Origin of the sequence: Streptomyces sp. WM6372 (genome assembly GCF_001279655.1) — a bacterium.
Taxonomy (GTDB): domain Bacteria; phylum Actinomycetota; class Actinomycetes; order Streptomycetales; family Streptomycetaceae; genus Streptomyces.
The window spans coordinates 22,077-33,943 of record NZ_LGDB01000195.1; the positions used below are offsets into that span (position 1 = coordinate 22,077).

An 11,867-nucleotide genomic window follows, 5' to 3' on the forward strand; every position below is an offset into this window, starting at 1 on the left:
GGGCTAGCCTGAGGGGCGGCAGGACTGAGGATCGACGCTCTAGGAGGCGCTCGCATGGCTGGTGGCGCCCCGCGGATCTTCGTCTCGCATCTGTCGGGTGTGCCCGTCTTCGACCCCAACGGCGACCAGGTCGGCCGCGTCCGCGACCTCGTCGCGATGCTGCGCGTCGGCGGGCGTCCGCCGCGGCTGCTGGGCCTGGTGGTCGAGGTGGTCAGCCGGCGCCGGATCTTCCTCCCGATGACCCGGGTGACGGGCGTGGAGTCCGGACAGGTCATCACCACCGGTGTCGTCAACATGCGGCGCTTCGAGCAGCGGCCCACCGAGCGCCTGGTCCTCGGTGAACTGCTGGACCGCCGGGTGACGCTGGGGGCCACCGGCGAGGAGGTCACCGTCCTCGACGTGGCCATCCAGCAGCTGCCGGCCCGCCGGGACTGGGAGATCGACAAGATCTTCGTACGGAAGGGCAAGAGCGGCGCGCTGCGCCGGCGCGGCGAGACCCTGACCGTGGAGTGGTCGGCGGTGACCGGCTTCTCGCTGGAGGAGGAGGGCCAGGGCGCCGAGAACCTGGTGGCCACCTTCGAGCAGATGCGCCCGGCCGACGTGGCGAACGTCCTGCACCACCTGACGCCGAAGCGCCGCGCCGAGGTGGCCAGCGCCCTCGACGACGACCGGCTCGCGGACGTCATGGAGGAGCTGCCCGAGGACGAGCAGGTGGAGATCCTCGGGAAGCTGAAGGAGGAGCGCGCCGCCGACGTCCTGGAGGCGATGGACCCGGACGACGCGGCCGACCTGCTCTCGGAGCTCCCGGAGGACGACAAGGAGCGGCTGCTGACGCTGATGCAGCCCGACGACGCGGCCGACGTGCGGCGCCTGCTGTCATACGAGGAGAACACCGCGGGCGGTCTGATGACGACGGAGCCGATCGTGCTGCGGCCCGACGCGACGGTCGCGGACGCGCTGGCCCGCGTACGGCAGGCGGACCTGTCGCCGGCGCTGGCCGCGCAGGTGTACGTGTGCCGGCCGCCGGACGAGACGCCCACGGGCAAGTACCTGGGCACGGTGCACTTCCAGCGGCTGCTGCGGGACCCCCCGTTCACGCTGGTGAGCTCGATCGTGGACACGGACCTGCCGCCGCTGCGTCCGGACGCCTCGCTTCCCCAGGTGACGACCCATCTCGCCGCGTACAACATGGTGGCGGTGCCGGTGGTGGACGAGAGCGGCTCGCTGCTGGGCGCGGTGACCGTGGACGACGTACTGGACCACCTGCTGCCCGACGACTGGCGGGAGACGGACTTCCACTCCGAGGAGGTCTCCAGTGGGCAGTGAACGACGGGGTGAGCCGTCGCGCGAACGGCGCCGCGAGCAGATCCGCGTGCGGCGCGAGCTGGCGCGCGAGCACGCCCGTGAGTACGCGCGCGAGCAGGGGCTCACGGGCCGCGAGGAGGAGTCCGCCGAGCGGATGCGGTCGAAGGCGGCCGCTTCCGCGACCGGGTCGACCGCGCTGAGCCGCTCGCCGCGGGTGCGCCTGGACCAGCCCCGGTCGGACCGGCGGCGGGTGCTTCCGGTGTACGACCCGGAGGCGTTCGGGCGGCTGTCGGAGCGGGTGGCGCGCTTCCTCGGCACGGGCCGGTTCATCGTCTACATGACGCTGGTCATCATCGTCTGGGTGCTGTGGAATATCTTCGCGCCCACGCACCTGCGGTTCGACGAGTACCCCTTCATCTTCCTGACGCTGATGCTGTCGCTGCAGGCCTCGTACGCGGCCCCGCTGATCCTGCTCGCGCAGAACCGGCAGGACGACCGCGACCGGGTCAACCTGGAGCAGGACCGCAAGCAGAACGAGCGCTCCATCGCCGACACCGAGTACCTGACCCGGGAGATCGCGGCGCTGCGGATGGGCCTGGGCGAGGTCGCGACCCGCGACTGGATCCGGTCGGAGTTCCAGGACCTGATCAAGGAGATGGACGAGCGGCGGCTATTCCCGGCGGAGAGTGACGAAGGCGACCGCTAGCGGCCTTTCCTGAGGCAGGCTACCGAGCCGTACCATCGGGGCATGGCTACCGACACAAGCTCCGCCGCCGTGCCTGAGCAGGACGCGATCCTCGACGCGCTGTCGACGGTGAACGACCCCGAGATCCACCGGCCGATCACCGAGCTCGGCATGGTCAAATCGGTGGAGATCGGCGACGGCGGCGAGGTCGCGGTCACGGTCTACCTCACGGTGTCGGGCTGTCCCATGCGCGAGACGATCACCAAGAACGTCACCGAGGCCGTCGAGCGGGTCGCGGGCGTCACCTCGGTCGCGGTCACGCTGGACGTGATGAGCGACGAGCAGCGCAAGGACCTGGCGGCGACGCTGCGCGGCGGCACCGCCGAGCGCGAGGTCCCGTTCGCCAAGCCGGGCTCGCTGACCCGCGTCTACGCGGTGGCGTCCGGCAAGGGCGGCGTCGGCAAGTCGTCGGTGACGGTGAACCTGGCGGCGGCGATGGCCGCGGACGGCCTGAAGGTCGGCGTCGTCGACGCGGACATCTACGGCCACAGCGTGCCGCGCATGCTGGGCGTGGAGGGCCGCCCGACCCAGGTCGAGAACATGATCATGCCGCCGTCGGCGAACGGCGTGAAGGTCATCTCCATCGGCATGTTCACGCCGGGCAACGCCCCGGTGGTGTGGCGCGGCCCGATGCTCCACCGGGCGCTCCAGCAGTTCCTGGCGGACGTGTTCTGGGGCGACCTGGACGTGCTGCTGCTGGACCTGCCGCCGGGTACCGGCGACATCGCGATCTCGGTGGCGCAGCTGGTGCCGAACGCGGAGATCCTGGTCGTGACCACCCCGCAGCAGGCGGCGGCCGAGGTCGCGGAGCGGGCCGGCTCGATCGCGGTGCAGACGCACCAGAAGATCGTCGGCGTCGTCGAGAACATGTCCGGGCTGCCGTGCCCGCACTGCGACGAGATGGTCGACGTGTTCGGCTCGGGCGGTGGCCAGAAGGTCGCCGACGGCCTGACGAAGACGGTCGGCGCGACGGTGCCGGTGCTCGGCTCGATCCCGATCGACGTGCGGCTGCGCGAGGGCGGCGACGAGGGCAAGCCGGTCGTCCTGTCAGACCCGGACTCCCCGGCCGGTGCGGCGCTGCGCGCCATCGCGGGCAAGCTCGGCGGCCGCTCCCGCGGCCTGGCCGGCATGTCCCTGGGCATCACCCCGCGCAACAAGTTCTGAGCGCGGGCGAGGAGGGCACCGCCGGCCGGCGGTGCCCTTTCCCGTACCCGGGCTACTCGTACGAGGCGATGTCGCCGATCACCGAGAAGCCGAGTCCGTACGCGCTCATCCCGCGCCCGTACGCGCCCACGTGCACACCGGCCGCCGTCGACCCGGCCAGGACCCAGCCGAACTCCGACTCGCGGTAGTGGAACGGCGTCGGCTCGCCGTCGACCGGGAGCGAGAGCGTCGACCAGTCCGGCCCCGCCAGGTCGTCGGCGAGCTCCCACGCGGCCTCGGTCTGCTGGTCGAGCCAGTCGTCGCGCAGGGTGTGGTCCATCTGCCCCGGCCAGCTGTACGCCAGCAGCCCCGAGCCGGCCAGCCAGGCCGCCGAGGAGACCGAGGTGGCCTCCAGGACGCCGGTGCCGTCGCTGCTGCGGCGCAGCGGGTTGCTCGCGATCGTGACGACCACCGCGAAGCGCTCCTTCTCCCCGGTCGCGAGCTCTCCGCGCGCGGAGGGCTCGTCGCCGTGGCCGGTGGAACCGTGCTCGACGGTGCCGTCGGCCCCGGTGCCCACCTGCATGAGCCAGCGGGGGCCGGTGAAGGCCTCGTCCAGCCCGTACCAGGGGAAATCAGCCCGCAGGTACCCCTGCGCCGTCCGGCGGGCCGCCGGGACGGGCGCGGCGGCCTCCTGGGGCTGCGCGGGCGCCGGCTGCGGGGGTGCGGCGTTCTCGGCCGGCGCGGGCTGCGCCTGCGCGGCCGGTGCGGCTGGTGCGGCTGGTGCGGCAGCGGGAGCGGGCGCCTCGGCGGGCTGCACCCCTACCCGGCTACTGCTCGTCGTCTCCATCGATGCGGCCTCTCGTTCCGTGGGGTCCGGAACGCGCCCTCCCCCACATGTCGTCGGGGGGACCCCCACCCTGGGGCGTCCTGGGTCCGGACTCATGGAGGATAGCCACCGGACCCCGAATCGCCCGGAAGGCTCGAAACCAGGGGGTGTCTCAGGTGGCGTCGGCGTCGTACGGGGTGCGCAGCTCGGCGGCCGGGGCGGCGGGCTTCTTCAGCAGGTCCGGGCCGGTGGCGGCGGGCGCGGCGGCGCTGCCCGCGGCGGCCGGGGCGGGCTCGGCCTCGCGGCTGTTCACGGCGTCCGTGACGTCCGTCAGTTCCTTGCGGAGATCGAAGGTGCTGCGGATCTCCTTCAGGTCCTCGTTCTCGCTCAGCTGCTTGCGCAGGAACGTCTTCGGGTTCAGGTCCTCGAACTCGAAGTCCTTGAACTCGGGGCCGAGTTCGGAGCGGATGTCCTGCTTCGCGCTGTCGGAGAACGCGCGGATCTTCCGGATGACCCCGGTGACGTCCTGGATCACCTTCGGCAGCTTGTCCGGGCCGAAGATGAGGATGGCGAGCACCACGATCGTGACCAGCTCGAGTGCGCCTATGTCGTTGAACACCTTGCCGCTCCTCGGCTCTTTTCACTTCGGGCCACGACACACGGTACCCGGCCTCGTCGGCGGGCCCATACATCGGTGCCGCATCAGCCGCGGATTCTCCATCTGGTCATGATCCGTTCGCCGAACCGAGGACCAGCTCCAAGGTGCGCTCCCGGCCGTCGCGCAGCACGGTCAGGGCGAGCGGGTCGCCCGGGCGGTGGGCGCGGATCTTGATGACGAGCTCGTCTCCGCCGTGCACGCGCACGCCGTCCACCTTGGTGATCACGTCGCCCCCCTGGATCCCGGCCCGGGCCCCGGGTCCGTCGGGGGTGACGGCGGGCTTGCCGCCCTCGCCCTTGGTCCCGACGCGGGCCCCGTCGCCGGTGTACTCCATGTCGAGGGTGACGCCGATGACGGGGTGGGTGGCGCGGCCGGTGCGGATCAGCTCCTCGGCGACGCGCTTGCCCTGGTTGACCGGGATGGCGAAGCCGAGCCCGATGCTGCCGCTCTGCTTCTCGGAATCGCCCTTGTCGGCTCCCCGGATGGCGCTGTTGATGCCGATCACGCGGGCCTTGGCGTCGAGGAGCGGGCCGCCGGAGTTGCCGGGGTTGATGGGGGCGTCGGTCTGGAGGGCGTCGACGTAGCTGATGTCGCTGCCGTCGCCCTTGTCGCCGCCGGCGGTGATGGGCCGGCCGGTGGCGCTGATGATGCCGGCGGTGACGGTGTTGGAGAGGTCGAAGGGCGCGCCGATGGCCACGACCGGGTCGCCGACCTTCACGTTCTCGGAGTTCCCGAGGGAGAGCGGCTGCAGGCCCCGTACGCCGTCGACCTTGACCACGGCCAGGTCGTAGCCGCTGTCGCGGCCGACCAGCGTGGCGGTGACGCTCTCGCCGGTGCTGAAGGTGACCGTTATGTCCTTGGCGTCGGAGACGACGTGGTTGTTGGTCAGGATGTGCCCCTGACCGTCGAGGACGAACCCGGTTCCGGTACCGCTGCCGGTGCTGCCGCGTACGTGGAGGGTGACCACGCCGGGCAGTGCGGTGGCGGCGATCCCGGCCACGCTCTCGGGGGCGCGGCCCTTGTTCTCGACGGCGGCCTGGGGCAGTTCGAGGCGCGTGCTGCTCTGCCGCTCGGCGAGCACGCCGAGCCACCCGCCGACGCCCCCGGCGAGCAGGGCGGCGCCCAGCCCGAGCGCGAGGGCGTGCCGCAGCCGGACCACGTGGCCGCCGCCGGTCGCCTTGCCCTGGTCCACCACCTGCAACGGCTGCTCGCCCCAGGGGTCGTACCGCGGCCCCGCCGCAACCTCGGAGCCCTGGGGCGCGGGTTCGGCGGCGGGGGCCGAAGCCGCCTCCGGTTCCGCCTGCGGGGCGGCGGGGCGGCTCCACCACGTCGGGGCCGTGTCGGACTGCTGCTGGTCGGCCATGGGCGCTCCCCTGGGGGTCCCCCGGCGGAGCCTGGGGAGGTACCTGTAGCACCGCCGGGCGGCGCATCTGCCGCAGATTCAACCAGGTCCTCCGCCCACCGGGGGCTCCGCCCCCGGCCCCCGGCACCTCAGCGGGTCAGCGAGACCGGGCGGGGAGAGAGGAAGGGATGCACCGGGGGGAGGGGAGCCGTGGGGCGCGGGCCCGCCACGAAACCGGGGCCGGGAGCGCGGTCGCGGACCACCGCGTCCGTCACCGACACGGCCGGGCCCGGACGCGATGCCGGGGCCTCGCCCCGTACGGTCGGATCCAGCGAGTCGATCGGCAGCGAGCCGCCCAGCGCGATCGCGGCCAGCGAGACCGCCCCGGCCGCCACGAACGCGAAGCGGCGGCGCGGCCGCCCCACCTCGTGGATGCGGAAACCCTGCTGGGGGGCGGCCGGAGCCACGTACCCGAAGAGATCGGCGCCGGGCGGACCCAGCGGACCGGAAGAGGGGCCCGACGGCCCGTCGGGACCGCCACCGGGCAGCCCCTGCAACCGGGCCAACAGCCCGGCGGACAGCGGCGGCGGCGCGCTCTCGACGAACAGGCTCTTCAGACGGCGCTGCGCATCCGCCTCGGCCTTGCACTTGGCACACGTGGCCAGATGGGCCAGGACCCGCTCGCGCGCGTCATGGCTCAGTTCCCCGTCGACCAGGGCGGCCAGCCGGTCACCCAGGTGCTCTTCGGCAGGAGAGGGACTGACTCCGCTCACTCGGTTCCGCCCTCTCCCCCGGCGCCCGGCGCGCCCACCGCCACTCCCGCCAGCGCCCGCTGCTCGGCCCGGGCCTCGGGAGACCGGTGCTTGAGCGCCTTGCGCAGGTGCGACCGGCCCCGGTGGATACGACTGCGCACGGTGCCGAGCTTCACGCCCAGCGTCGCGGCGATCTCCTCGTACGACAGGCCCTCGATGTCACACAGCACCACGGCCGCGCGGAACTCGGGCGCGAGGGTGTCCAGCGCCTGCTGCACGTCCGCGTCGAAGTGGGTGTCGTGCAGGACCTGCTGCGGGGACGGCTCGCGGCTCGGCAGCCGCTCGGCGGCGTCGTCGGCGAGCGCGTCGAAGCGGATCCGCTGCTTGCGGCGGACCATGTCGAGGAACAGGTTGGTGGTGATCCGGTGCAGCCAGCCCTCGAAGGTGCCCGGCGTGTACGTGGACAGCGAGCGGAAGACGCGGACGAAGACCTCTTGCGTCAGGTCCTCGGCGTCGTGCTGGTTGCCCGTCAGACGGTAGGCAAGGCGGTAGACCCGCGCACTGTGCGTGCTGACGATCTCCTCCCATGAAGGAGGGGTCCACGCCTGGGTGCCCGCATCGGCGGCAAAGGTCGCGGTGGTTGCGGTGGCAGCGGTGTGGAAGCGGTCAGCAATGTCGGTCACGGATTTCGGCTCACCCGCCGACCAGAAGAGGCGTCTGAACACGCCCCCACGATCCACAGGCGCAGCCGCACCTCCCCTATCGGCTCTGGTGGTGTCCAGTGGAGTCCCTACCATAGCCACCCCTCCCGTCAGCTCCGGATAAGTGTTTTTGCAGTAACTTTGCACGTGCCTGCGACGGGCCGGGCCGTCGATCTGCCCGCTGCCGCCCCATCTATCCCGGCCGCACTCGGCCCATACGCCCCTTTTCACCTCGCTGGTTCGATCCACCGCTGTTTTCTCCAACGCCCGGTCCCATCTGCGGGTTCCCGACGTCAGCGGATACAGTCACCGTTGCGCCAACTATGGGGACAGGAGAGGGTCATTACCGGCAACCGGCAGACGAGCTGGGCGTTCGCCGACGCGTTTGTCGCCGAGGACGACGCTCTGCGGTGGGCCCGCGACCGGGCCAGGGAAGCGGGCCTGCGCTCCGTCTCCCCGGGCACCGGGGCCGCGCTGCGCCTGCTCGCCGCCACCGCGGACGCCAAGGCGGTGGCCGAGATCGGCACCGGCACCGGCGTCTCCGGCATCCACCTCCTCCACGGCATGCGCCCCGACGGGGTGCTGACCACCGTGGACCCCGAGGCAGACCGGCAGGCCTTCGCCCGCCAGGCCTTCCGCGCCGCCGGCTTCGCGGGCAACCGCGCCCGGTTCATCCCCGGCCGCGCGCTCGACGTACTCCCCCGGCTCGCCGACGGCGGGTACGACCTCGTCTTCTGCGACGGGGACCCCTCCGAGTCCCTCGACTACCTCGCCGAATCGTTGCGCCTGCTGCGCCCCGGCGGGCTGGTGTGCTTCGAGGGGGTCTTCTCGGACGGCCGCACCGTCGACGGCGCCGCCCAGCAGACCGAGGTGCTGCGCGTACGGGAGCTGCTGCGCAGCGTCCGCGAGAGCCCGGCGCTGGAGGCGGCCCTGCTCCCGGTGGGCGACGGCTTGCTGTGCGCGGTCCGGCGCTGAGCGCCCGCAGGCCGTAGCCCCGTAACCCCGCAGACCCGCAGACCCGTGGACCCGTGGAGCCGCAGACCCGTCCGGGGCGAACGAACTCCCCGGACATGACACAACGCCGCCCCGACCGCGGGAAGCGGCCGGGGCGGCGCAGAGAATACGGGTGCTGCGGTGCTGCCGACGGGTTAGCCGACGACCTTCTTCAGGGCGTCACCCAGGGCGTCCGCCTCGTCCGGAGTCAGCTCGACGACAAGCCGACCGCCGCCCTCGAGCGGTACGCGCATGACGATGCCCCGCCCCTCCTTGGTGACCTCGAGCGGGCCGTCGCCCGTCCGCGGCTTCATGGCCGCCATGCTCGTTCCCCTTCCTGAAACCAGCTCATCGTCAGCCGACGGCCCCATTCAGGCGCCTGGAACCCGGCATCGAACACATTGCTTCTTGGCCATTATCCCGCATGTCAGGACCCGATGACCAACATCGGCAGGGAACGCTTGCGCAACGCGCTCGGCCAAAACCACTCATTTCGGGGACGTGCCTGCGATACTGCGCCGTCGCACCCGGCGTCCGCCCTCCGCTTTCTTTGACGCACATCACATGCCCCGGAGCGGTCCGGTCCGCCATGCTGGCCCTTGCACCGGCCGGTACCGGCCGGTAGCCAAGCCCGCGACGAAGGGGGACCCCCTGCCATGGCCGACAGCGTGCTCTACGAAGTGACCGACGGACTCGCGAAGATCACGATCAACCGTCCCGACGCCATGAACGCGATGAACACCGAGGCCAAGGTCGCGCTGCGCGACGCGGCCCTCGCGGCGGCCGCCGATCCGGCCGTCCGTGCGGTGCTGCTGACGGCGGCCGGCAACCGGGCGTTCTGCGTCGGCCAGGACCTCAAGGAGCACATCGGGAACCTGGCGGCGGACCGCGAGACCGGTTCCTCGCTGACCATGAACACGGTCGCGGAGCACTACAACCCGATCGTGCGCGCCCTGACCGAGATGCCCAAGCCGGTGGTGGCGGGCGTCAACGGCGTGGCGGCCGGGGCGGGCTTCGGCTTCGCACTGGCGGCGGACTTCCGGGTCGTCGCGGACACGGCCTCCTTCAACACCTCCTTCGCGGGGGTGGCGCTGACCGCGGACTCGGGCGTCTCCTGGACCCTGCCCCGCCTGATCGGCGCCTCCCGCGCCTCGGATCTGCTGCTCTTCCCCCGCTCGGTGAAGGCGCAGGAGGCGTACGAGCTCGGCATCGTGAACCGCCTGGTCCCCTCGGAGTCCCTGCACGCGGAGGCCGAGGCGGTGGCCCGCACCCTGGCGGCCGGCCCGACGGTGGCCTACGCGGCCCTCAAGGAGTCCCTCGCCTACGGGGCCTCGCACTCGCTGTCCGAGGCACTGGCCCACGAGGACACCCTGCAAGCCCGCGCGGGCGCCTCCGAGGACCACTCGATCGCCGTCCAGGCCTTCCTCGCGAAGCAGCCGCCGAAGTACCTGGGCCGCTGAACCCGGGGCGGCAGCCGAGTCCGCCGCCCCCGTTGCCACCCGCCCCCGCCCTCCCCCGCCTCAGGCGGGGGTACGGGCGGCGCAGGCGGCCAGGTGGTCGTTGACCAGCCCGCAGGCCTGCATCAGCGCGTAGGCGGTCGTGGGCCCGACGAACCGGATCCCCGCCTTCTTCAGCGCCTTGGACAGGGCCGTGGACTCGGGCGTCACCGCCGGCACCTCGGAGATCGTCGCCGGGGCCGGGCGGCCCGGCTCCGGCGCGTGCGACCAGATCAGCGCGTCCAGTTCGCCCGGCTCCCATTCGGCCAGCACCTTCGCGTTGGCGAGCGTGGCCTCGATCTTGGCCCGGTTGCGGATGATCCCCTCGTCGGCGAGCAGCCGCTCCGCGTCGGCCGGCCCGAAGGCGGCGACGTCGGCGATCACGAACCCCGAGAAGGCCGTACGGAAGCCTTCCCTGCGGCGCAGGATCGTCAGCCAGGACAGCCCCGACTGGAACGCCTCCAGGCACAGCCGCTCGTACAGGGCGTCGTCCCCGTGCACCGCGCGCCCCCACTCCGTGTCGTGGTACGCGATGTAGTCCTCGGTGGCCAGCGCCCAGGGGCAGCGCAGGCCGCCGTCCGGACCCGCGACCGCCGTCACTGCCCCTCCTGGCGGGTGTCCTTGTGCAGGTCGACCGCGCTGCCCGGCGCCTGCGCGCCGCCGCGGCCCTGCACGGCCGCGGCCGTCAGCTCCGCGATCCGCGCGTCCCGCTCGGCGAGCTCCGCCGCGAGCCGCTCCAGTACGTCGTCCACCTCGGCCATCCGGTACCCGCGCGGCGCGACCGGCAGGCGCAGGGCGTCGATGTCGGCCCGTACGACCGGGCGGCTCTCCGGCAGCGCGTCGGCCACCCGGTCCGGCTCCGCCTCCGGCAGCACGGCCTCGGAACCACCGCCCACCACGGCCAGGGTGACCGCCGCGACGACCACTACCAGCGCGATCAGCAAGAACCAGAACACGAGCAACTCCCTGAGAGACATCGGGCCACCGGCCACCAGGTTAAGGTCGCAGCGAGGCGCGAGGGCCGCCGGAGGAGGAAAGAACGGGATGCTGCGACTGGGCAGGCGCGAGTTCGACACCCACGAGCCGGTGATCATGGCCATCGTGAACCGGACTCCGGACTCCTTCTACGACCAGGGTGCGACGTTCCGCGACGAGCCCGCGCTGGACCGGGTCGAGCAGGCCGTCGCCGAGGGCGCCGCGATCATCGACATCGGCGGGGTCAAGGCGGGTCCGGGCGAGCACGTGGACGCGGCCGAGGAGGCCCGGCGCACGGTCGGCTTCGTGGCCGAGGTGCGGCGCCGCCACCCGGACGTGGTGATCAGCGTCGACACCTGGCGGCACGAGGTCGGCGAGGCCGTCTGCGAGGCCGGGGCCGACGTCCTGAACGACGCCTGGGGCGGGGTGGACCCGAAGCTGGCCGAGGTCGCGGCCCGGCACGGCGCCGGCCTGGTCTGCACCCACGCGGGCGGGGTCGAGCCGCGCACCCGGCCGCACCGGATCGCGTACGAGGACGTGGTGGAGGACATCCTGCGGGTCACCGTCGGGCTCGCGGAGCGCGCGGCCGCGCTCGGCGTCCGGCGCGACGCGATCATGATCGACCCGGGCCACGACTTCGGGAAGAACACCCGCCACTCGCTGGAGGCCACGCGCCGGCTGGGCGAGATGACGGACACCGGCTGGCCGGTGCTGGTCTCGCTGTCCAACAAGGACTTCGTCGGCGAGACCCTCGACAAGCCGGTCAAGGAACGCCTGCTGGGCACCCTGGCCACGACGGCCGTCTCGGCCTGGCTCGGCGCGCAGGTCTACCGGGTCCACGAGGTCGCGGAGACGAAGCAGGTCCTGGACATGGTCCGCTCGATCCAGGGCCACCGTCCCCCGGCGGTCGCCCGCCGGGGGCTCGCGTAGC

The 11,867-nt window shown here is 72.6% G+C and carries 14 protein-coding genes; 6 read left to right on the plus strand and 8 right to left on the minus strand.

The genetic code is table 11. From position 1 onward, the window contains the following. The first annotated feature begins 54 nt into the window (after nucleotides 1-54). The 3 genes from ADK52_RS22955 to ADK52_RS22965 all read left to right on the plus strand — a co-directional run bounded on the left by ADK52_RS22955 (nucleotide 55) and on the right by ADK52_RS22965 (nucleotide 3,214). Entirely contained in the window at nucleotides 55-1,326 is a 1,272-nt protein-coding gene (locus ADK52_RS22955) for a magnesium transporter MgtE N-terminal domain-containing protein (protein ID WP_053691727.1), read from the plus strand. Between the two features lie 133 nt (nucleotides 1,327-1,459). Then, a complete protein-coding gene (locus ADK52_RS22960) occupies nucleotides 1,460-2,011 on the plus strand; it encodes a DUF1003 domain-containing protein (RefSeq protein WP_053691770.1) in 552 nt (183 codons plus the stop codon). Nucleotides 2,012-2,098: 87 nt separating this feature from the next. Continuing rightward, a complete protein-coding gene (locus ADK52_RS22965) occupies nucleotides 2,099-3,214 on the plus strand; it encodes an Mrp/NBP35 family ATP-binding protein (protein WP_053691771.1) in 1,116 nt (371 codons plus the stop codon). 52 nt (nucleotides 3,215-3,266) lie between these two features. Here ADK52_RS22965 and ADK52_RS22970 read toward each other — a convergent pair whose 3' ends face one another. From ADK52_RS22970 to sigE, 5 genes are all read right to left on the minus strand, one after another. Then, on the minus strand, nucleotides 3,267-4,040 hold the full coding sequence (locus ADK52_RS22970; protein ID WP_053691728.1) for a hypothetical protein: 774 nt from the start codon (nucleotides 4,038-4,040) through the stop codon (nucleotides 3,267-3,269). Between the two features lie 151 nt (nucleotides 4,041-4,191). Further along, a complete protein-coding gene (locus tag ADK52_RS22975; RefSeq protein WP_053691729.1) occupies nucleotides 4,192-4,638 on the minus strand; it encodes a sec-independent translocase in 447 nt (148 codons plus the stop codon). 106 nt (nucleotides 4,639-4,744) lie between these two features. Continuing rightward, nucleotides 4,745-6,040: a S1C family serine protease gene (locus ADK52_RS22980; protein ID WP_053691730.1), complete on the minus strand. Its 1,296-nt coding sequence runs from the start codon at nucleotides 6,038-6,040 to the stop codon at nucleotides 4,745-4,747. Between the two features lie 128 nt (nucleotides 6,041-6,168). Further along, a complete protein-coding gene (locus ADK52_RS22985; RefSeq protein ID WP_053691731.1) occupies nucleotides 6,169-6,792 on the minus strand; it encodes a zf-HC2 domain-containing protein in 624 nt (207 codons plus the stop codon). Further along, entirely contained in the window at nucleotides 6,789-7,568 is a 780-nt protein-coding gene (gene sigE, locus ADK52_RS22990) for an RNA polymerase sigma factor SigE (protein ID WP_078621824.1), read from the minus strand. Before sigE ends, ADK52_RS22985 begins: the two co-directional genes overlap by 4 nt. A 216-nt stretch (nucleotides 7,569-7,784) precedes the next feature. Between sigE and ADK52_RS22995 the strand changes: the two genes are divergently transcribed. Beyond that, complete coding sequence (locus ADK52_RS22995) at nucleotides 7,785-8,447, plus strand: O-methyltransferase (protein WP_030153432.1); 663 nt, start codon at nucleotides 7,785-7,787, stop codon at nucleotides 8,445-8,447. Nucleotides 8,448-8,620: 173 nt separating this feature from the next. On the opposite strand, the gene ADK52_RS40425 is transcribed toward ADK52_RS22995, so the two are convergent. After that, nucleotides 8,621-8,788: a DUF3117 domain-containing protein gene (locus ADK52_RS40425; RefSeq protein ID WP_003966491.1), complete on the minus strand. Its 168-nt coding sequence runs from the start codon at nucleotides 8,786-8,788 to the stop codon at nucleotides 8,621-8,623. 333 nt (nucleotides 8,789-9,121) lie between these two features. Between ADK52_RS40425 and ADK52_RS23000 the strand changes: the two genes are divergently transcribed. Next, nucleotides 9,122-9,925: an enoyl-CoA hydratase/isomerase family protein gene (locus ADK52_RS23000; RefSeq protein ID WP_053691732.1), complete on the plus strand. Its 804-nt coding sequence runs from the start codon at nucleotides 9,122-9,124 to the stop codon at nucleotides 9,923-9,925. Nucleotides 9,926-9,985: 60 nt separating this feature from the next. Here ADK52_RS23000 and ADK52_RS23005 read toward each other — a convergent pair whose 3' ends face one another. Both ADK52_RS23005 and ADK52_RS23010 read right to left on the minus strand, forming a co-directional pair. Continuing rightward, nucleotides 9,986-10,561, minus strand: a complete 576-nt coding sequence (locus tag ADK52_RS23005) for a DNA-3-methyladenine glycosylase I (protein ID WP_053691733.1) — start codon at nucleotides 10,559-10,561, stop codon at nucleotides 9,986-9,988. Continuing rightward, nucleotides 10,558-10,923 (minus strand): DivIVA domain-containing protein, encoded by a 366-nt coding sequence (locus ADK52_RS23010; protein WP_053691734.1) that lies wholly within the window; start codon nucleotides 10,921-10,923, stop codon nucleotides 10,558-10,560. The genes ADK52_RS23005 and ADK52_RS23010 overlap by 4 nt, the downstream gene beginning before the upstream one ends. A gap of 82 nt (nucleotides 10,924-11,005) precedes the next feature. On the opposite strand from ADK52_RS23010, the gene folP reads away from it, so the two are divergent. Beyond that, the gene (folP, locus tag ADK52_RS23015) at nucleotides 11,006-11,866 is read left to right on the plus strand and encodes a dihydropteroate synthase (RefSeq protein ID WP_053691735.1); all 861 of its coding nucleotides are present in this window, start codon (nucleotides 11,006-11,008) and stop codon (nucleotides 11,864-11,866) included. Nucleotide 11,867 lies beyond the last annotated feature (1 nt).

Bases quoted from the DNA above. Each gene is read 5' to 3' on its own strand.
- ADK52_RS22955 (WP_053691727.1), top strand. From the start codon at position 55: ATGGCTGGTGGCGCCCCGCGGATCTTCGTCTCGCATCTGTCGGGTGTG.
- ADK52_RS22960 (WP_053691770.1), top strand. From the start codon at position 1,460: ATGCGGTCGAAGGCGGCCGCTTCCGCGACCGGGTCGACCGCGCTGAGC.
- ADK52_RS22970 (WP_053691728.1), bottom strand. From the start codon at position 4,040: ATGGAGACGACGAGCAGTAGCCGGGTAGGGGTGCAGCCCGCCGAGGCG.
- ADK52_RS22980 (WP_053691730.1), bottom strand. From the start codon at position 6,040: ATGGCCGACCAGCAGCAGTCCGACACGGCCCCGACGTGGTGGAGCCGC.
- sigE (WP_078621824.1), bottom strand. From the start codon at position 7,568: ATGGTAGGGACTCCACTGGACACCACCAGAGCCGATAGGGGAGGTGCG.
- ADK52_RS40425 (WP_003966491.1), bottom strand. From the start codon at position 8,788: ATGGCGGCCATGAAGCCGCGGACGGGCGACGGCCCGCTCGAGGTCACC.
- ADK52_RS23000 (WP_053691732.1), top strand. From the start codon at position 9,122: ATGGCCGACAGCGTGCTCTACGAAGTGACCGACGGACTCGCGAAGATC.
- folP (WP_053691735.1), top strand. From the start codon at position 11,006: ATGCTGCGACTGGGCAGGCGCGAGTTCGACACCCACGAGCCGGTGATC.